Consider the following 21185-nt stretch of genomic DNA (forward strand, 5'->3'; position numbering starts at 1 on the left):
CAAAAAATTTTAGGTTGACAATCACCATTCAAATACAGACAAATTTAAAAAACTCTACTAATGCTTTACTCCTTAATATCATTATAAACATTGAATTAAATATTACAATTCAAGTTTATTTACTATAAAATTATTATTAGAGAAACAAAAATGAAAAAACATACTAGAGACATAGATTATTTTGGTAAACCAAGAAGCAATAGAGATCCTTATTCTCATATATCTGATTTGTTTAATGAAAATTTACAATTAACAAAATACAGAAATTTTTCTTCATTTAAGTCAGATTTAAATGCAAAGAAGTATCTTTCTAAAAAAAGAAATTTTAAAAAATTTATTTCGCTTTTAAAAGCAGATAAAAGTTTTTTATGAACAAGATATACCTTGTCATTTATTTTGCTTATTGTTGTAATTCTAACTTGGATTATCGTTTCAACTATGAATTGATTGAATGGTATGCTTACTGAATTTCCAACAATATCTGCAATTTCAATAAGAATTTTTTACCCACTTGCAACTTTTGTTATTTTTTATGCTCTTAGCTCATCACCAATACCTTTTACAATTTTAAGGCCTAATTATTTAAGACAATATTTTAACATGTCAGGTAAATATAAATTGTTTGATAGAAATTCAATAATCTATCATCAAATCATTTGTGCTAAAAATTACACTGAATTTTTAGAAATAGAAATTGATGATTTAACTTTTAGAAAAATTGAAATATTACTAACTATTTTTAGAGGTCTTCATTTTTCATATTTTTCTTGAATTAATTATCTTTTTAGAACCACTTTAATTTATTTAAAAAACAGTGCTTATACAAGATCAAAAGATGGAGTTATTACACTTTATTTGCAAAGTTCTAACTATGATATTGAAAAATTCTTAAATAAATATTTGTCAACTGCAACAACTATTTTAAGTATTATATTATGTCTTCTAGCAGTAGTTTTAATTGTTTTACATGTTAAAAACATAATTTAAAATTTCTCTAATTAATAATATTAAATATTTAATGAAAAAACCCTATTTCTCGGTAAAAAAATAGGGTTTAATTTTATTTAAAATTATTTTTTAGAAACTTTTTTCAACTTATAAATTAGTGAATTTAATAAAACCGAAATAGAACTTAATGCCATTAATAAGGAACCAACAATTGGATTGACAAATCCAAAAATTGCTATTGGTAAAAAAACTATATTGTAAAAAAATGCTCATGAAAAATTGATCTTTACAAACAATCTAATTTGACTAATTATCTTAATTGATAATGCTACATTTTCAATATTAGGATTTACTAAAATTACATCTGCAATACTTTTTGCAGCGTCACTTCCTTCGTTCATAGCAATTTTAAAATTAGCAGTTTCAAGTGCTAATAAATCATTTATGCCATCACCTGCAAAAGCAACATTTTGATATTCACTTTGTAATTTAGAAATTATTTCTGCTTTATTATTAGGAGTAACATTAGCAAAGATTCCATCAAAATTTAGTCTCTTATTTAATAGGTCTGCATTTTTTTGATTATCACCAGTAATCAAAAAAATCTTAATATTTTTTTTCTTTAAAGCAGCTAAAGCAACTTCAACATCTTTTCTTAATTCATCTTCAAAAAAGTAAATGGAAATTACTTTTTTGTTGATAGCAAAAACAATTTCTGAACCACTATTATTTGCTTTTATCTGTTGATATTTTTCAAGTATCTTTTGATCAAAATGATAGTTTAAATTAATAGCAGTTTTTCATGATATAGCATCATAATTATTACTTTGATAAGTAGCAAATAATCCTTGATTTGCTACTTCTTTTATCTCATCAAAATTAATTAAATTTTGATTTTTATTTTGTTCTTTTTGACTTAAATAATTAACAATTGATTTAGCTAAAGGATGCAGTGAATTCACTTCTAAAGATAATAAAAATAATTCTTCTTGTCCTTCATTTATGACATCTTTAACAAGGTGTTTTCCAGTTGTTAAAGTTCCTGTTTTATCAAAAGCAATCGCCTTGATAAGTCTCATTTTCTCGAATGATTCGATATTATTAATACTAATTCCATGGCGCGCTGCCTTAGAAGCACCGACTGCTAGAGCAAGGGGAATTGCTAGTCCTAAAGCACAAGGACAAGCAAGCACTAAAACTGAAATAAGCATCATAATTGACATTGAAATACGCATGCTCTCAGCATTAATATTATTAGGATTTCAAACTAATAAATAGTTAACATTAAGACCTTGATTATTGTAAAGATTATATAAATCATCTCCTAAAAAATAGATGATTAAAAATGCTGCAATTGCAATTACAAAAACAAGCGGTGTAAATCATTTTGCGATCTTATCAGCCATTTTTTGAATAGGTAATTTTTCAGACTGAATAGTTTCGACTTTTTCAATAATTTTATTTAAATATGAATCATCAGCGCTTTTAGTAACCTTAATTTCAATTAAATTATTTAAGTTAATTGAACCCGCAATTACTACATCATTAACTGCTTTTAAAACAGGTAAAGATTCGCCAGTTAAAACTGCTTGTTCAAATAAAGATTCACCCTTAATAATAATTCCATCAAGAGGCACTTGGGCACCTTTAGGAACTACAATTGTTTCACCTACTTCAACTTCATCTAAATCAACTAAAGTAAGTTGATTATTAATAATTTTATAAGCCTGAGTTGCACGCAAAGATTCTAAAGCAGTTAAATCAGATATTGATTTTTTTCTAATTACATTAGAAATCATGTCACCACTTAATAAGATCATAATGATCACAGCACCTGCTTCAAAAGCTACTTCCATAGTCATGATTTGGATGTTGTGTTCAGCATAAACAAATTTTAAAACCATTAAAATGAATGAATAAAATCAAGCAATCAAGGTGCTACTTGCTATTAAAGTATTCATACCGAGATTTTTTCATTTAAAAATCTCGTTATAAGAATTTACATAATAACTTCTACCTAGTCAAAACTGAATTCAAAAAGAAGTAATTGCCATGTAAACTAATAATGCAGGATGTTCAACCTTCATCATTAGACTCATATCATTAGTATCGTTATAATTAACTTTAGCCACGATCATTAAAATAAATAAGGTTAATAAAGAAAGAGCAATTACTCAAGCGAAAATAAATTCATATTTTTTGTTAATCACTTTGTAATATGCTCTAATAATTTGTTTAATCTTTTTCTTGAAAACAATTTTTTTACTAATTGTTTTTTGCATTTTATAACTCGTTATATTCTAGACCAGCTTGGTCTAGCATATCTAAAATTTCTGATTTAGAAATTTTAGATTCATCAAAATTAATTTTGACACTTTTATTAGCAATAATTGAAGTGACTTTTAGAACTTTTTGATTCTCTAAGTCCTTAAAAAGTTGCTCGATTGTTGCCACACAAGAACTGCAGTGTAGTTCTTCAATTGTTAGTTTTAATAGTTGCATATATTTCCTTTGCTTTTTTTATATTAACAGATTAAAAAATAAAACTTTATTTTTTAATCAATATTTAATGCAAAAAGTAACTTTTTTCTTGTGGTGGGTCAAAAACCACAAAAAACAAGTTCAAGCTACTATATAATTAATTTTGTGATCTATCTAAATCGCTTTGCAAAATATATCTTCCATACTATTGACAAAGTTATCGCATAGTATTACTCCATTGCGGAGATAAAAGTTGCTAAAGAACATAAGATATGAGAAAAAAGTTTTTATAAATGTTTCACTAATATGTTCTTAAGTGTGAACAGATCGACATGTTCGCATGCCTTAAGACAAAAAGAGTTTTAAGGGTCTTTTTTTATTTGCAAAAATTACAAAGACAATAAAAAATGCGAGACTAAAATCTCGCATTTAATTTATTATTCATCAGCAGAACCTGAAGTTATTTGACTTTTGAAATAGTCACTGCGTTCTTGATCTTCTTTAGTTTTTGAAGAATCTTTGCGATCAAAAATAATCGAAAGAATTGTGTAAAGTAAGACTGTAGCCACTCCCGCGATAATAAAACTATCTGCAAAGTTAAATGTACCTCGAGATTCATAACCGGGCACAAACACCATATCCCTTACTGCACCTCAAACAAAACGATCAACAGCATTTCCTAAAATTCCAGCAGTTAAGACTCCTAAAAATAGTAGTCTAAAATAATGTCATCATTTTAAGGCTGGATAAAAATAAACTATCGTTGTAAAAATAATGATAGCAATCAAACTTAGAGCCTGAATAGCATCAACATTAATTTCAGCAGAACCTGCAATCGTAACACTATAGTTAAATACTGACCTAATTCCAATTCATGAATAATTAATAGCTTGGGCTTCACCCGCTTCTCAACTACCACGATAGCGACCGTTTGCTGAATTTGAACCAAATTCAAATAGTAGTCCTTTAGTTACCAAATCAATCATTAAAAAGATTGCAAAGAATAAAAAGACAACTGCGTATGAAATAAGAATTTGTTTTCAGTGCTCTTTAACATGATTTTTATTTCATTGCAGAAAACGTTTTCAAATGGCTTTACCACCACCTGAAAAGTTTGCTGCTCATTTTTTAAAGTTAAACATTAAACTATTTTAATACATCTGCACAACGCTTGCATAAATTTTCATTATTTTTATTTAAATGATGATTTCAGCAGCGAGGGCATTTATAAGACTCTTTTACTTCTAATTTAAATGAATCTGCAAAGGTAACTTGAGCAACTAAAAATAACTGATCTAGGTTAAGTTCTTGAATTCATTTTGAAGGTGTTTCAATTGTGATAAAGGCTTCGTTTGAGCGTTTGATCTTTTTATCTTCAATTGCTAGTTCAATTTCTTTGAAGACTTTATCTTTTAGAGCAAAAAATTCTGCTCATTGTTCTTCATAGTTAGTTGTGATTTCAACTTCTTTGAAAAAGTCTTCTATATGAATACTTTCTTTTTTATTTTCTTTTTTAAAGAAACTATAAGCTTCTTCAGCAGTTGTTGGTAAGATAGGAGCAATTGCTATTAAGACTGTATCTAAGATATTAAATAAATTATATTGAATTTCTCTTCTGGTTTTTGAATTAGCTTTATCAGCATATAAAATATCTTTTGCATAACTTAAATAATATGAAGATAAATCAACTAAAAAGTTATTAACTTGTTTTGAAATATTGACAAAAGAAAATTCTTCATAAGCATGAATTACCTTATTTTTAAGTCTTTTTAAACGTTCATCAATTAATAAGTTAATACCTGTTAATTCGATGTTAGAATCATGTTCATAATCTTCTAAATTAGCTAGCATAAACCGAATTGTATTTCTAATTTTACGATATGATTCTGAAACTTGTTTTAATAGGTTCATTGAAATACTTACATCTGAAGAATATTCAACTGATGAAACTCATAGTCTTAAAATATCTGCACCTAAAGTTGAAGTAACTTCTTCAGGAGTAATTACATTACCTTTTGATTTAGACATTTTCTGATTTTTACCATCAAGCACAAAACCGTGAGATAGTAAAAACTTATAAGGTGCTGCTTTTCTTCAAATATATGAATTAATAATTGATGAATTAAATCAACCTCTAAATTGGTCAGTACCTTCTAGATATAAATCAAAAGGTTCTTGACCTTCATGTTCAACTTTGCCATCAACATGAACTCCAATGCTTGTTGAACCCGAATCAAATCAAACATCCATGATTGATTTTTCTTGTTTATAGCCAAGATTACGGTATTTTTCAGGCAATAATTCATCAGTTGTTTTTTCATATCAAATGTCTGAACCGTGTTTTTCAACTAAGTCAATTACATAGTCAAAAATTTCTTCATTATTAACTACATTATCATTTTGATCATAAAAAATAATAATTGGTACACCTCAAGAACGCTGTCTAGAAATTGTTCAAGAACCACGTTTTGCAATCATTTCACTAAGCCTTTTAACAACTCAATAAGGATAGCCCTTAACAAATTCTAAAACACCTAAAATACCTTGTTTAATTTTTTCAATATCAACAAATCATTGCGGTGTTCCACGATAAATAATTGGTTTATGTGTTCTTCAATCATGTGGGTATTGATGTTTAATAATTTCAAAATGAAGTAGTTGATTTTTATCTTGAAGTTTTTGAGAAATTACTTTATTTGCATCTTCATAAAATAGACCTTTAAACTCATTTGCATGTTCATTAAAAGTACCATCATCAGCAACGTGCATGATCTCAACTAATTTATTTTCTTTACCGATGATGAAGTCATCTTCACCAAAAAACGGAGCCATATGAACTAGTCCAGTTCCCGTTGTAGTTTCAACATGATGACCTGCAACAACCTTAGTTTTAATCTCTTCATTTAAAGGATGTTTATAAGTTAAACCTTTTAATTTTGTGCCTTTAAATGGAGTTGAAATTTCTACATTTTCTCACTTAAAAATCTTTAAAATTTCTTCAACTAAAACAGATGCCACAACATAGTTTTTATTATCATAAGTTAACTTTACGTATTCAACTTCACTATTAAAAGCAACACCTGCATTAGCAACTAAAGTTCAAGGAGTAGTTGTTCAAATTACTAAATAGTCTCCTTTTTTTAATAAGTCATTTTCACTGTCTAATTCAAAAGCAACATAAATTGAAGGAGATCTTTTCTCAGCATATTCAACCTCAGCATCTGCTAAAGCAGATAAAGATGAAGGTGATCAATAAACTGGTTTTAATCCTTTATAAACTAGATTTTTTAAATACATCTTTTTAAAAAGTCTAAGTTGTTGTGCTTCAAATTTTGGATCTAAAGTTTTATAAACTTCTTCGAAGTCACTAAGTAATTGTAATTTTTGAAACTGTTCTTTTTGATTTAGTAATTGTCCTTCAGCATATTCAGCTGCTTTTTTTCTTAAACTAACAACATCAATTTCAGTGTGTTTAATATTCATTTCAGTTAACATTTTATGTTCAATTGGTAAACCATGCATATCTCAGCCAGGAATATAAGGAGAATAAAATCCTGCCATATTTTTATAACGAACAATAAAATCTTTTAAAATTTTATTTAAAGCATGACCTATATGTAAGTCTCCATTTGCATAAGGAGGCCCATCATGTAAGATGTAAGGTTTTTTAGATTTATTTTTTTCTAAAACCTTTTTATATAATTTAGTTTCTAACCATTTAGCCCTAAAATCGGCTTCTTTAGCACTTAAATTGGCACGCATTGAAAATTGCGTGTCAGGAATATTAAGTGTTTCTTTATAATCTTTTGACATATTTAATTATTTTCTTCTTTCTCTTTTTCTCTAATAATTGCTTTTAAAAATTCCATAAATAGGGAATGTCCTTTTAAAGGACGATTTGTAAATTCAGGATGATATTGAGTTCCTAAATAAAAAGGATGATTTTTTACTTCAGCTATTTCTGCTAAATTAGTTTCAGGATTTATACCACTAAAAACAAATTCATCATCTTGTAAAATCTCTTTAAATTCTTCAGTAATTTCATAGCGATGGCGATGTCGTTCGGTAATTAAATCTTTTTCGTAAGCTTTATGAGCAAGTGATCCTTCAAGTAATTTAACATCATAATTACCTAATCTTAAAGTACCACCTAGATTTTTTTCTTTATCTTTACCTTCTAAAATATTTAAAACAAAAACTTCATCAGCACCACGAGTTGCAAATTCTGCACTAGTTGCATTCTTATAACCTTTTAATCTTGCTTGTGCAACTGACATTGCTTGCATCCCTAAACAAATTCCTAAAGTAGGCATTTTAATTTCTCTAGTATAAAGTGCAGTTGTCACTTTTCCTTCAAAACCACGTCTACCAAAACCTGGTAAAATAACAACTCCATCATAAAAAGTTTTTAGTAATCGCTTGTTATCATCATTAATACGACTAGAGTCTTTTCATGTTAATTTTAGTTCCACATCAGTATGATATGAAGCAATTTTTAAGGCTTCAATAATTGATTTATATGCATCATGAAACTCAACATATTTACCGATCATAACTAGATGAATTTGATGTGTTTTTTTAGCTTTAATTAAATCAATTAAATGTTCTCATTCACTAAAATCTGCTTTAATAGGTTCAATTTTAAAGTACTTTAAAATCACATCTGCAACACGAGTTCTTTCAAAATATTGGGGTGCAAAATAAATGTTTTCTAAATCAGGAATTGCAATAATTTCTTCTAGATGTAAATTAGTTTTGCTTGCAATTTTTAGCATAATGTCGTGTGGCACTAATTTTTCATTTCTTAGTAAAACTAAGTTAGGACTTAAATTACGAGAACGTAAATTTAACAATGATACTTGAGTAGGTTTTGATTTAAATTCATTTGATGAAGATAGGTAAGGAATATAAGTTACCATTGCTAGAAAAACATCTTCATAATGATTAAATTTCATTTTTGAAATTGCTTCAATAAAAGGATCACTTTCAATATCACCTATTGTACCACCCACTTCAATAATCATAAAATCAGGTTGATATTTTTCGGCAGTTTCATGAATGATTTTTGTAATTTCATCAGTTAGGTGGGGAATCACCTGAACGGTTTTTCCTTTGTAATCACCGTTACGCTCCTTTTCAAATAAGCGCTTATAAATACGACCACTTGTTCAGTTACTATCTTTAGTTAACTCAACATCAATGAAGCGTTCATAGTGACCTAAATCAAGGTCGGTTTCTCCACCATCTTTAGTAACATATACTTCACCGTGTTCATAAGGCGACATTACACCTGGGTCGATATTTAAATAGGGATCTAGTTTTAAAACAAAAATTGAAAAACCTCTAGCCTTTAAAATATTACCAATACTTGCGGCAGAAATTCCCTTGCCTAAACCAGAAATCACTCCACCAGTGACAAAAATATAACGTGTTTTTTTATCCATTGCTCCTCATTTTATAATTGATCAAATTTAAAATATAAATTAATATTATATATTTAAATTTAAAAATATTTCTAGCAGTTGTTAAAGAATTATTGACTTTTTTTCTAACTAATTTATTTACGAAAAAAGCCCTTTTTGGGGCATATTAGTTCAAAATAACTGTTATTTATTTTTTAATTCAATAGTTAAAATATTTTCGTTGATTGCATTTGCTCTGCATTGTCAATGTCTTTTAAATTCTTTTGCAGAACCAGTTAATAAAGGTTTCATAATTAAATGATTATTCAAATAAGTAAAATTTGCAAATGAACTTTCTACTAAAACTGTTTGCTTATCATCTTTTAAAAATTCAGCATTAGAGATATCTGAAGAAAAATCATAATTAATTCTTGCAAAATTTTCTCTTGTAAAAAACGCTTGATCAAGTTTTATTTCTTGAATATTTTCTTCAACTTCAATAATTGGATGAATTGCTAAAAATTGCGTAAAGCCACAATTAATATTGATTGATAATCTTAATTTACTTTTAATAACTTCAAATTTCAATTTAGCAATAATTAAATTATTGGTTTCCTCTTTTTTAAATTTAAAATCAACTTCACAAATATTTTTATTTCATCTAATTTGGTAGTCATTAATTTTTAAATTTTCACTCATGAAAAAATAATCCTGCATATACTCTAAAATGTAATGTGCAGCAACTTTAGGATCCAAAGTAGCAAAAAGTTTTATCGCAGAAAAAACTTTTTCTTCATTAAAAAAGATACTTTCAATTTCACCATCTTGAAAATTAATTTTTCAATTTTCAAGATTAATTTCTTTATTTAAATCAGATTGATTCTTTTCATAGTTTTTATTATTAATAAGTTTTTTAAATATTTCGAACAATTTTTTCACCCATCTTTTATTTTATTAACCAATCATATTTTAAATTAATATATAATTTTTAAAATATTTAATTTAATCAAAGAGGTAATTTATGACAGAACAATTAATCGTAGTTGATATTGGTGGTACAAAAACTAGAGTTGCAACAATTAAAAACAATGTTGTTGAACAACATTGAATTTTTGCAACCGAAAAAAATGATGCTGTTAAAACATTAGATGAAGTAATTAAAATAGCAAATCTTTTAGATGCAAAATATGCAGCAGTTTGTATGCCAGGACCAAGTGATTTTGAAAAAGGTATTTCGCTTGATACACCTAATTTAAGAGGTACATGATTAAACTTTAATGTTAAACAACACTTATTAAAAAATACAAAACTGATTGACATCTTTTTTGAAAATGATGCTAATGTAATGGCTTTTGGAAATCATAAAGCATATAATTTAAATGAAAAAGATGTTACTCAATTTTTTACTATTTCAACTGGTTTAGGTGCAGGTTTAATTATTAATAATAAAATCTTTTTAGGAGCAAATCGTTATGCCCAAGAAGTTGCAAAAGCACCAACTGCTTTTGATAAAACAAATACTGATTTAGGACCTGGTTCTTTAGAATATTATGTTTCAGGATCATGAATTGAAAAACAAGCTCAAAAACAAGGTTTAAATTTATCTACTAAAGAAATTTTTGAATCATATAAAAGTAATTTAGAAAGTAAAAAATTAATTGATAAAGGAATTGAAACCTTAGCATCTACTTTTGCAATTGCAATGGCTTTTATTAATCCTAATTATTTTATTATTGGTGGTTCAGTTGCTCATTATAATTGATGATATGTTGAAGCAGCTTTTGAAATGGCAAAATCAATGACAACAATTCAACAATATGAAAATGTAAAATTATTAATAGATAAATTTGCTGATGATTCAGCACTTATTGGTCTAAACTATTGATTAAAAGATAAACTAGAAAAAAAATATTAAATTCAATTTTTGAATTTTGAATTTAATATTTTATAAGTCTTGGCACCTTATTTATAAGGTGTTTTTTTATTGTTTTAGTTAATTATTTATTCGCTGTAGGGATTATAAAATACAACATTTAAATTAGTTTCTGCTAATTTAAAATCATTAAATTCAGATTTTTTGATCGGAATAAATAAGGTTGCATTATAAGAATCATGAGGTTCAATGGGAATGTTATCTCAAATAGTTTTCCCTTTGGTAAAAATTCTTGGATTTGTTCGTACAAAAGGTGAATCAATACGTCCTCTTTTATAAAGAGTTACATTGAAACTATTATTTTCAATTATTGCATTATAATCACTTGTGTATTCAGTGCCACTTTTAAAATTAGTTCTTCAATCAATTATAGAAATTAAACTTAGAATATTTTTTTTAAAAAAATCGTCATTAAATTCACTGATAGCTTTATCCAAAACTTCATCTTTTAAAGAATTTGGATTTAAAATATTTTTTAATTCATGGCTTGATTTTACTAGAATTGTAGCAAATTGATCATTAATAACTGGCCGATTCTTACTATTTTGAGTAGAATCTAGTGAATATTTTCATTCTGATTTTCTTTCATCAGAATGACCATGGGTTGAAAAATTTAGATATGAACCTGCATTATATTTTCTTTCATAATTTCAAACTGCACGTGTAGTTGTTGTAGTTATTTTTTTAACCTTATATTCAACATTGTTTTCTAAATTAAATTCATCATTATTAATTTCATAAAGAACGGGGTGATATTTAATTTTTCACTCATTGATGGGATCTTTTTGATAATTGTGTTCATAAACAATTTCAATTGTGTTATTATCAACAAAAATATTTTTTAAATTCTCGATGACATTTTTCTTTAGCGTTGATGATGAATTATCATTTATTATTTTTGCACCAATATAGCCACCAAAATCAACAATTAAAGTATTTTTACTAAACCATGTTTTGTTGTATTTGATTTCGATTCGCTTAATTAAGTTATTAATTAAATTTTTCCAGTATTCTAAATTAGAATCTGATTTTGATGATTCGTTATTTAAAAATTTGTCTTTTCATTCTTTTAAAAAACTTGACAATTTTTCTGAACTATTTATTGATATCGGTTTAATTAAAATGGATTTAATATCATTTGAATTGTTAATAGTATCAAAGGAATATTTATCTAAAGCAGTATATTTTATTGTTTTATTATCAATCACTGTTTTATTTTGCCCTAACTCTTCAGTAACGCTAGAACTGCATGCAACCACTATTAATGTAGGTGCTAAAACTAAACAGAATGCAGAAATAATTAAAATTTTCTTTCTTTTTAATAACATTTTGATTCACTTATTTCCTGCTCTTTTACTTTTAAAAAGAAAACATGTTTTCTTAAAATTTTCATACTTACAACCTTCTAAATATTTTAAAATCAATACCAAATTGATGTTTAAATTATATTCTTTTATTTTTTTTATTGGTTTAAACAACAAATAAATAATTTTTTTGCAAATAAAAAATCACGTTATTTTCATAGCGTGATCTAGTTTTAATTTTTAAATTATATTAAGTGAAATGTTTTCTGCTTTTGTACCAATTACTAATTCAACTTGTTCATCAATTCTGCGAAAAGCATGCTTAAGTTCTTTTTCAAAATTAGTAATATTTTTAAATTTAATTGTGACAAAGACATTGCAATTTCATAAGACTTTTGAAACTACTACATCAACTGTTTTAATTTCATAATTATCAAGTGGCAAAGCAGATAATTTAATTGCTTGCTTAATAGCATTAGGATTAATTTTGATCAATGAGTTATTATTATTTTTATACTCTAAATATTGATTCATATCTTAGGCTTTACCAACGTATTTACCTGTGTCACTTGAAATGGTGATCTTATCACCATTTTTAATAAACATTGGTGCATCTAGTTCATAACCTGTTTCCACTTTAATACGTTTTTGTGGATTAGTTGTGGTATTACCTTTATTAGCATCAGGTGCGTCAATTACTAATAAGTCCACCTTAACAGGAATTTCAATATCAAGTAATTCATCTTGATACATTCTTAATTTAATTGTGTCGCCTTCTTTAATGAAATTAAGTTCATATTCAGCACGGGCATAAGGAATTTCACGTGCTTCAAAAGTTTCAACATCCATTAAATAAATATAAGTACCATCATTATATGAATAAGTATGAGGTCTTAATTCAATAAAAGCAGCATTAACACGGTCACCACCTGTATAAGTTTTAACAGTTGTTGAACCACTTCTTAAGTTTTTAACTTTTGCTTTAACTGATGCTTGACCACGCCCTTGTTTTGAATGTTGAGCTTCAATGACTACGAAAATTTCGCCTCCATCTTCAAAAGTAACACCTGGTTTAAATTTATTTACATCGACTACTTCAGCCATTATTTCTCCTGTGACAAGTTTTTGTAACCTTTTTCAGTTACTAAAATATCGTTTTCAATTCTTACACCACCAAGATCTTCAATATAAATTCCTGGCTCAACTGTAATAATATTACCTACTTCTAAAATTGCTTTTGAACTTGAAGCCACATTAGGTAATTCATGTACATCTGCTCCTAAACCATGACCTGTTGAATGAGCAAAGTATTTACCATAACCTTTTGATTCAATATAGTCACGGCAGATCTTATCAATTTCTGCAGTTGCTACACCTTTTTTAACAGCTTCAATACCTAAACGAGCACTTTCAGCAACAATCTCATAGATTTCTAATAATTTTTTATTAGGTTTTTTATCTTTTGTATAAAAGAAGGTTCTAGTAATATCAGCTGCATAACCTTTATATTGGGCTCCAAAATCAAACTTGACAATATCGCCATCTTTTAGTTTTTTATTAGTAGGGTGATGGTGTGGTTCTGCTGAATTAGGTCCAAAAGCAACGATTGGATCAAAACTTTCTTTATCAGCACCTAATAAGCGCATTTCATATAAAAATAAAGCAGCAATTTCTTTTTCGCTAACTCCAACTTTTAAAGCGGCTTTTGCTTTTTCAAAAGCTTTAAAAGAAATCTCAATTGCTTTTTCTACTAATTTAATTTCTTCTTTAGTTTTAACAGCACGTAATTGTTGTCCTTCAATAAAAATTGAAGCAACATTTACACCTTCAGAATGATTTAATAAATGTCTTAATCAATCGTATTCTGAAATTTTTAAATAATCTTTTTCAAGTAAAACTTTTTTATAGTTTTTCTTAACAAAAAACTCTTTTAAAGATTTAGCATTTCATAGTTTAACACTAACGTTTTTAGCGTTTTTTTGAGCATATTCAATGTAACGTGAATCTACAAATAAATAGGCTTTAGTTTTTTCAACAATTAATAGCCCTGCAGTTGTGTCAACTTCAGCAAATCAAAGTCTTGATTTGTCACTAAGTGAGATGTAAGCATCTGCACCTGTTCTTACTAATTCTTGATCTAATTTTCTTCTGTCCATATATTTCCTTTCAGAAGTGTCTTTATTTATATAATCTTACTATAAACAGACACTTTTTTATATGATTATAAACAAAAGGTAATTAAAAAACGCCAATCGGCGTTTTTTAACGATTTATTTTCGTTCTCGGTGCTTTGTACTCTTATTACATTTTGGACAATACTTGTTTAATTCAACTTTTTCGATTGTCTTTTTCTTATTCTTTTTCGAAATGTAATTATGCATTTTACATTCTGTACATTCTAAAGTAAAACCGTCACGTGGCATAAATCCTCCTTCAATCTTTCAGTGGTTATTATATTAACACATTTAATAATATAAATTTAAAAAATATTTTGCTTTTCATAATTGTGAAAATTTATTTCAATCTTGTGAATAAATTCTCATTTTTTCTAAAAATATGTTTTTTGAATTTATCTCGTTTTGAAATTTTTTCAAATTCAAAACTTTTTAAGTTTCAGTTTTTAGCTAAAGTTGCTATTTTTTCAGGTAAGAGAATTTGATACATTGCAGCCATTGCATAAATTCCATTGAAAATTAATAAAAGAATTTGTTCAAGCAATTCATCATCTGCTTTTAACTTTCAAAGTTCATATTTATCAATGATTAAATTTAATTCATTACCTAATTTTAAGACTTCTTCAAATGCTAAATCGAAATTAAATTCATCAGCATGTTTTGAAAATTTTGCTTCAAGTGAATCGATTAATTCATAATATTTTTCAAGTTCATCAACTTTCTTATAAGCCAATGTACGTGTGAAATTATTTTCACTCATTTTTTCAGTTCTACTGATCAAATTACCAAAAACGTTAACAAGTTCAGTATTTACCGCATTTGTTAATAGCTCTTCACTAAAGATTGAATCTCTGCGAATTGATATTTTTGTAACAGTAAAAAACTTAACTAATTCAGCCGAAAATTTCTCAATTACAGCAATTGGATCAACTACATTATTTTTAGATTTTGACATCTTTCCAGTAGGTGTAATAATTCACCCGTGTGTCACTATTTTAGTAGGTGTTTTTACTCCTAAAGACTTTAAAAAGATAGGTCAATAAATGCAGTGAAAGCGAGTGATTTCCTTACCAACTACATTGATTCTTTCGGTTGCATTTTCTCAATATTTTTTGAATAGCGAATCATCTTTTGCATAAAAACCTAAACTAGTTAAATAACTAAATAAAGCATCCAATCAAACATAAATAATGTGTTGTGAATCTTCCACAATCGGAATTCCTCAATCAATTTTAATACGTGTGACTGATAAATCTTCTAGTCCCTCACTTAAGAAATTAGCCTTCATTTCTTTAATAATATTTTCACTAGTTATATGATCTAAATTCAAAAATTCATCAATTAAAAAATCTTTTAATTTATCTAATTTAAAAAAATATGATTCATCAGAAATTTCAACTAATTCATGATTACTAATAGGGTGATAAAACTTACCATCTTTTTCAATTGCATTTGTTTTAGTTACAAATTCTTCATCACTAATTGAATAAAGACCTTTATAAAATCCTTTATAAATATAACCTTTATTAAACATATCTGTGAAGATTTTTTTGACTGCTTTAAAGTGATGAAAGTCACTTGTTCTGACAAAAAAATCTGTATCAATTTTTGCTAGTTTTCAAAGAGCTTTGAAATTATCTGCTTGTAAATCAACAAATTTTTGGGGAAGCATTTTATTAGCAATTGCTGCATTAAAAATCTTTTGACCATGTTCATCAGCACCCGTTAACATGACTGCGTCAAAACCTTTTAAACGCTTATAATTTCTAAGAGCTCAAACTAACGAACTAGTAAATAAATGACCAATATGTAAACTACCATTTGGGTAATAAATTGGTGTTGTAATTAAAACTGTTTTTTTACTCATGTTCCACCTTTTTTGGAATATATAATTCCTTAATATTTTCTAAATAAGAATGATCATTTATATCTTCTGGATGAAGATATAAATTTTCTAAATAGTGCTGACCATAGCCACTGTTATATCGACTTTCAAGCATTACAAATTTTGCTTTTTCATGAATTCTTGGATAAATAAATTGAATTCTTTTGGGCTCAAATTTATATTTTCTTAGTAGCGTAACTAAGTCAACAAAACGCTCTACAGGTATTACAAAATTTAAGTAGCCTTTTTGTTCAATTATTTTTGAACTACCTAAAATTATCTGTTCTAAATTTAATTTAACCTCATGAGTTGCAATTAATTTTGATTCAGATGAATTAGGAATAATTGACGATTCCATCGGATAATAGGGGGGATTGACAAAAATCATTTGATATTTTTGTCTAACATTTTTTGCATGCTCTTTATAAAATAAATTAAAATCCTGATTAATTAAATTAATCTGTTTTTTCATTTTATTAAATTCCAAATTTTTTTCTGCAATTAAAATTGCTCTCTTTTGAATTTCAACTGCATCTATTTTTAAAGCTTCATTTCTAGCAGCTAAAAAGATTGCAAGAGCCGCATTATTTGTTCCTATCTCTAAAGCATATTTTATTTTTTGATTTAAAAAAATAAAGTTTGCAAATAAAATTGTGTCAACTGAATAATTAAACATTTGCTTGTCTTGATAAACTTTTAATTTGCCATCAAAACCTAAATTATTTAAGACTAATTCATCATCATTAATTATTTTATTATTAATGATTCCTCATTCATTTCAGATGATTTTTTAATATCTAAATAATCCAAAATAGTTGGCGAAATATTTGCTAATTTTCCAGGTTTTAATTTTAAAGATTTATCACTTGTAATTAACATTACAGGACTATCTGTATGCTTGGTTGAAGGGTTACCATTTTCATCTTCAGTAATTTCTGCATTACCATGATCTGCTGTAATAAAAACGGTAATATTATTTTCTAAAGCAAAATCTCATAGTCTTTTAATTTGACTATCTAAGAAAGTAACTGCTTCAATTGTTGCTTTTAAATCGCCTGTGTGTCCGACCATATCAGGGTTGGCATAATTTAAAATTGTCAGATCAAAAACTTTAGCATTTTTAATTACTTCATCAGTAATTCCTTTTGCTGACATATGGGGTACATCTGCAAAAGATTCAGCTTTAATTGAATCAACCATAATACGTTTTGAGTTTTTATAAGAGATGTCAATTCCACCATCCATGAAATAAGTTACATGTGCATATTTTTGTGTTTCTGCTACACGTAATTGCTTTTTATTTGCTTGTTCCATTACATAGCCAATTGGTTGTGTAATTTTCATTTCATCGAAAGCAATAATTGTATCCATGTTTTCATATTTCATCATGCTAACAAATTTTTCAATTTTAACTGGAGCATTATTTTTATAATCGTAAATTTTACTTGGTCTAAAAAAGTGAGTTAATTGGCGAGCACGGTCAGGTCTAAAATTGAAGAAAATAATGCTATCATGATCTTTAATCATATTTGCACTTTTATCAAATGCAGGTTCAAAAAATTCATCAGTTATTTGCTTTTGATATTGACTTTCTACATAGTCTAAGGCGTTAGTAAAAGTGTTATTAGATTTACCTAATAAATTGTCATATGCTTTTTGATTTCTTTCAAAAATTTGGTCACGATCCATAGCGTAGAAACGACCTGCAACTGAAGCAATTTTATAGCCATATTGATCACAAATTGCTTGCAATTTAACAATTGATTCTTTAATTGAAGCAGGTGCCACATCACGACCATCACCAAAAACATGGACTGAAACTTTTTTCAGTCCGTATTCATATGCAGCATTTAAAACACCAAATAAATGTGCTTCTAGTGAATGCACTCCACCAGGACTTAAAAGTCCCATTAAATGTAATGTTGAATCTTTTTCTTTTACAGAATTAAACGTTTCTAAAAAAGCTTCATTTTTTAAGAACAAATTATCTTGTAATGATTTATTGATTAAAGATAAACCTGTATAAACAATTTGTCCTGCTCCGATATTAAGATGTCCTACTTCTGAATTACCCATTTGACCTCTAGGTAACCCGACTGCTTCACCACTAGCATCGATTAAGACATTAGGATAGTCTTTAAAAAGATGATCAAAAGTAGGTGTGTTTGCTAGTTTAAAACCATTACCTTGAGATTCTGCTCTGATTCCTAAACCATCAATTACTACTAATATAACTTTTTTGTTCATGATTACTTATTAAGTGTTAATAACTTAATGAAATCTCCTGCTACTAATGATGCTCCACCAACTAATGCACCATCGATATCTTCTTGTGACATTAACTCTGCAACATTTTTTGGATTAACTGATCCACCATATTGCACGATAGTGTCTTTACTTGTAATACGTTTAATAAAACTTGCCATATTTTGTGCCTCTTCAGCAGTAGCAGTTTTACCTGTACCAATTGCTCAAACGGGCTCGTAAGCAATAATAATTTTGCTTAAATCTAGATCACGAAGTGATTGTTTAACTTGTTTTTCAACAACTTCTTTTGAAATACCTGCTTGATATTCATCTAATGTTTCACCAACACAAATAATTGGAGTTAAACCACTAGCGATTGCTAATTTAGCTTTTAAATTAACTTCTTCGCTAGTTTCATGGTGGTATTGTCTTCTTTCAGAATGACCTAAAACAACCATGTCTACATCATAACTTTTTAAGATGTTCGCTGAAATTTCACCTGTGTAAGCACCTTTTTCATGTGCTGATGAATCTTGAGCGACAACTTTAAATTGCATGCTTCTTAGTGAAGGCATGTGTAATTTTGAAAGTGAAACTGCAGGTGCTGCAATTCCAAAAGTTGTATTTTCACTAATATTGTGTTTATGGCTTTTGTAAAGTTCAATAAATTCAGCAGCAAAACTTTCAACTTCGCTGGCAGTTTTATTCATTTTTCAATTGCCAATAATGTATAGTTTTTTCATAAATAACCTCTTTAAATAAAATATTAAAATATATTCCTATTATAGTGCTATTTACAAATAAAATTACTCGAAACTTAAAGAGATTTTTAAAACTTGCTTATCTAAAATCACTTCAAAAAAATGAATGTTAGCTCCAAAAAAAGTTTTAAGATTTTTATAACTATATGGTTCAGGATCATAGTTTAATAAATCATTCAAAACTTTTAAAAAGATATTTTGATTTAAATCGAAATATTTTTGCTCTCAATATTTATTAGTCATTTGTTTTGGAATATTAAAATTGAATCTAATTTGATAGGGGCTAAGATAAACTTTATTTGCTGCTCTAGGTGTTCAATATGTAATTGAAAAAAGATGAATTAATAATCAAGTCAATTCCTTTAAAATTGCTTCTACTTCTGAATCGTTTTTAATTTTTTCAAAATTTTTATTTATTAATTTAGTAGTTAAGAAAATGTAAATATTTTCGTAAAGTTTTAAAAATGTTAAAAGTAAAGACCCACCAAAAGTTTCTCTTGTGGTATTTCTACCAACACGATTTGAAGTTGACAAACGAAAATTTACATCGTTATAAGGTGATATCAAACTTGCTAATCTATTTTGATCTTCGATAGATAAATTTTCAAAATATGATTCAGATATTTTTAAATTAGGCTTTAGATATTTCTGCAAAAAAGGTCTTTCATCAAAAAACCTTTTTATCTCTTCATCAATGTAATCAAGTTCATAATATTTTTTAATTTCATTTGTTGAAATATTTTGAACCTGATTTTTTCTTATTTTTTTGAAATCGTTCATGATTAATAATTTTGCTTTACACGATTTTGATTAACTAAATTCTTTTTGAAATATTCAGTTTCAATTTCTCGATCACTTATTCCAAGCAAACTTGCTAATCCTAAATAAAGTTCATAAGTTAATTTGATTATTTCTTTATCAGGTTTTTCAATCATGATTAAAATATTTTTATAAACTTCTAAAAATTGTTTATTAATATCCTTTGAAAAAATAATAGGATTAAATTCTTCTCCTGCTTCAAAATTAAAAACATAGGTATTTAAAAAATGAATTCCATCTGAATATTCTTCAAGAATTTTTTTACGATCTATGTTTTGATTTTTCTTTCAATATTTAAATGTTTGAACTTCGTTTGCTAGTTCTCCTAATTCAACTAAAAGGGCAAATCCAATTTTTTCTCTGACATCATGAAAACTCGCAATTCCTGCGTTTTTCAGTATCATTTTGTCAAGTTTATTTTGTTCAGTAAGTAATTTTTTTACATTCATTTTAATTAGTTCTTTCTCATTTTTCAAATGTATATGTTTCAACTTTTATATTTGATAATTTTAATTTATTTAAAATTATTTCTTTCATATTAAATATAAAGACTTCTTCAATTCTATGCGAGACTTCAATTACATTTAATTTATTTTGATTATAAAAAATTCATTCATTTCATTTTATATCACTAGTAATTACTAAGTCATCTTTTGATGCTAATTCAGATATTTCTGAGTAATCACCTGAGCCTGCAAAAATTATTAATTTTTTAAAAATAAAATTTTGATCTTTTAAATTTGAATTTAAAATTTTGAAATTTTTAAGATGTAATTTATTTTCAATTTCATTTATATCTTGGTTTAAATAAATTGAGGTAGAATATTTTGATTCAATTTTTATTTTGAAATTATTATCATCAAAAATCTGTTTTGCAATTTGAAAACTGGTTCCTTCTTTATCCACATCATAATTTGTATGAAGTGAATACAAAACTATTTTATTTTTAATTGCTTTCTTATAAATTTGTTCCTTATATGGATAAGCAATGAAATCTCTTTTTCGATAATTATTAAAAATAAAAGGATGATGAGAAATAATTAAATTTAAGTTATTTTCAATTGCATAATCAATTACTTCATTCGTAATATCAAGACATAACAAAATGCCTGATAAGTAATTATCAAGCATTTTTTTGTTTCTAAAAGCGAGCCCTGAAAAATCTCATGGCTCTTGATTTTCTAAAGGATATTTAATTTCAAGTTTTGAAATCAATTCTTCTATTTTCAAA

General features: G+C 26.9%; 20 protein-coding genes. 2 read left to right on the forward strand and 18 right to left on the reverse strand.

Going from position 1 to position 21185, the window contains the following annotated elements; translation table 4 throughout:
* The first annotated feature begins 150 nt into the window (after positions 1 to 150).
* Positions 151 to 987: a hypothetical protein gene (locus CJJ23_RS01925; RefSeq protein ID WP_095334698.1), complete on the forward strand. Its 837-nt coding sequence runs from the start codon at positions 151 to 153 to the stop codon at positions 985 to 987.
* 83 nt (positions 988 to 1070) lie between these two features.
* On the opposite strand, the gene CJJ23_RS01930 is transcribed toward CJJ23_RS01925, so the two are convergent.
* The 6 genes from CJJ23_RS01930 to CJJ23_RS01955 form a co-directional block, all read right to left on the reverse strand.
* Positions 1071 to 3230, reverse strand: coding sequence for a heavy metal translocating P-type ATPase (locus CJJ23_RS01930; RefSeq protein WP_095334699.1), 2160 nt, complete (start codon positions 3228 to 3230; stop codon positions 1071 to 1073).
* Between the two features lies 1 nt (position 3231).
* Positions 3232 to 3450, reverse strand: a complete 219-nt coding sequence (locus CJJ23_RS01935) for a heavy-metal-associated domain-containing protein (RefSeq protein WP_095334700.1) — start codon at positions 3448 to 3450, stop codon at positions 3232 to 3234.
* Between the two features lie 416 nt (positions 3451 to 3866).
* On the reverse strand, positions 3867 to 4571 hold the full coding sequence (locus CJJ23_RS01940) for a signal peptidase II (RefSeq protein ID WP_095334701.1): 705 nt from the start codon (positions 4569 to 4571) through the stop codon (positions 3867 to 3869).
* A gap of 4 nt (positions 4572 to 4575) precedes the next feature.
* Positions 4576 to 7242, reverse strand: a complete 2667-nt coding sequence (ileS, locus tag CJJ23_RS01945) for an isoleucine--tRNA ligase (protein ID WP_095334702.1) — start codon at positions 7240 to 7242, stop codon at positions 4576 to 4578.
* 2 nt (positions 7243 to 7244) lie between these two features.
* A complete protein-coding gene (locus tag CJJ23_RS01950; protein WP_095334703.1) occupies positions 7245 to 8873 on the reverse strand; it encodes a CTP synthase in 1629 nt (542 codons plus the stop codon).
* Positions 8874 to 9035: 162 nt separating this feature from the next.
* Complete coding sequence (locus tag CJJ23_RS01955; RefSeq protein ID WP_095334704.1) at positions 9036 to 9770, reverse strand: hypothetical protein; 735 nt, start codon at positions 9768 to 9770, stop codon at positions 9036 to 9038.
* Between the two features lie 82 nt (positions 9771 to 9852).
* On the opposite strand from CJJ23_RS01955, the gene CJJ23_RS01960 reads away from it, so the two are divergent.
* Positions 9853 to 10746, forward strand: coding sequence for an ROK family protein (locus tag CJJ23_RS01960; protein ID WP_095334705.1), 894 nt, complete (start codon positions 9853 to 9855; stop codon positions 10744 to 10746).
* Positions 10747 to 10832: 86 nt separating this feature from the next.
* On the opposite strand, the gene CJJ23_RS01965 is transcribed toward CJJ23_RS01960, so the two are convergent.
* From CJJ23_RS01965 to CJJ23_RS02020, 12 genes are all read right to left on the reverse strand, one after another.
* Positions 10833 to 12092: a hypothetical protein gene (locus CJJ23_RS01965; protein ID WP_095334706.1), complete on the reverse strand. Its 1260-nt coding sequence runs from the start codon at positions 12090 to 12092 to the stop codon at positions 10833 to 10835.
* 216 nt (positions 12093 to 12308) lie between these two features.
* Entirely contained in the window at positions 12309 to 12602 is a 294-nt protein-coding gene (locus CJJ23_RS01970) for an MMB_0454 family protein (protein WP_084232095.1), read from the reverse strand.
* Between the two features lie 3 nt (positions 12603 to 12605).
* Positions 12606 to 13172, reverse strand: a complete 567-nt coding sequence (locus tag CJJ23_RS01975) for an elongation factor P (protein WP_084232094.1) — start codon at positions 13170 to 13172, stop codon at positions 12606 to 12608.
* Positions 13172 to 14224: an aminopeptidase P family protein gene (locus CJJ23_RS01980; protein ID WP_095334707.1), complete on the reverse strand. Its 1053-nt coding sequence runs from the start codon at positions 14222 to 14224 to the stop codon at positions 13172 to 13174. The genes CJJ23_RS01975 and CJJ23_RS01980 overlap by 1 nt, the downstream gene beginning before the upstream one ends.
* Positions 14225 to 14338: 114 nt before the next feature.
* The gene (gene rpmG, locus CJJ23_RS01985; RefSeq protein WP_084232092.1) at positions 14339 to 14491 is read right to left on the reverse strand and encodes a 50S ribosomal protein L33; all 153 of its coding nucleotides are present in this window, start codon (positions 14489 to 14491) and stop codon (positions 14339 to 14341) included.
* 91 nt (positions 14492 to 14582) lie between these two features.
* A complete protein-coding gene (gene metG, locus CJJ23_RS01990) occupies positions 14583 to 16109 on the reverse strand; it encodes a methionine--tRNA ligase (RefSeq protein WP_095334708.1) in 1527 nt (508 codons plus the stop codon).
* Entirely contained in the window at positions 16102 to 16803 is a 702-nt protein-coding gene (locus CJJ23_RS01995; protein ID WP_095334709.1) for a tRNA1(Val) (adenine(37)-N6)-methyltransferase, read from the reverse strand. Before CJJ23_RS01995 ends, metG begins: the two co-directional genes overlap by 8 nt.
* 71 nt (positions 16804 to 16874) lie before the next feature.
* Positions 16875 to 18374, reverse strand: coding sequence for a 2,3-bisphosphoglycerate-independent phosphoglycerate mutase (gene gpmI, locus CJJ23_RS02000; protein WP_095334710.1), 1500 nt, complete (start codon positions 18372 to 18374; stop codon positions 16875 to 16877).
* A gap of 2 nt (positions 18375 to 18376) precedes the next feature.
* Entirely contained in the window at positions 18377 to 19117 is a 741-nt protein-coding gene (gene tpiA, locus CJJ23_RS02005) for a triose-phosphate isomerase (protein WP_095334711.1), read from the reverse strand.
* A gap of 63 nt (positions 19118 to 19180) precedes the next feature.
* Positions 19181 to 19915 carry a hypothetical protein gene (locus tag CJJ23_RS02010; protein ID WP_095334712.1) on the reverse strand — a complete coding sequence of 245 codons (735 nt, stop codon included), beginning with the start codon at positions 19913 to 19915 and terminating at the stop codon, positions 19181 to 19183.
* A gap of 2 nt (positions 19916 to 19917) precedes the next feature.
* The gene (locus tag CJJ23_RS02015; RefSeq protein WP_143823611.1) at positions 19918 to 20403 is read right to left on the reverse strand and encodes a dUTP diphosphatase; all 486 of its coding nucleotides are present in this window, start codon (positions 20401 to 20403) and stop codon (positions 19918 to 19920) included.
* A gap of 1 nt (position 20404) precedes the next feature.
* Entirely contained in the window at positions 20405 to 21184 is a 780-nt protein-coding gene (locus tag CJJ23_RS02020) for a Nif3-like dinuclear metal center hexameric protein (RefSeq protein ID WP_095334714.1), read from the reverse strand.
* Between the last annotated feature and the right edge of the window lies 1 nt (position 21185).

The organism is Mycoplasmopsis agassizii (assembly GCF_002276225.1).
Taxonomy (GTDB): domain Bacteria; phylum Bacillota_I; class Bacilli_A; order Mycoplasmatales; family Metamycoplasmataceae; genus Mycoplasmopsis_B; species Mycoplasmopsis_B agassizii_A.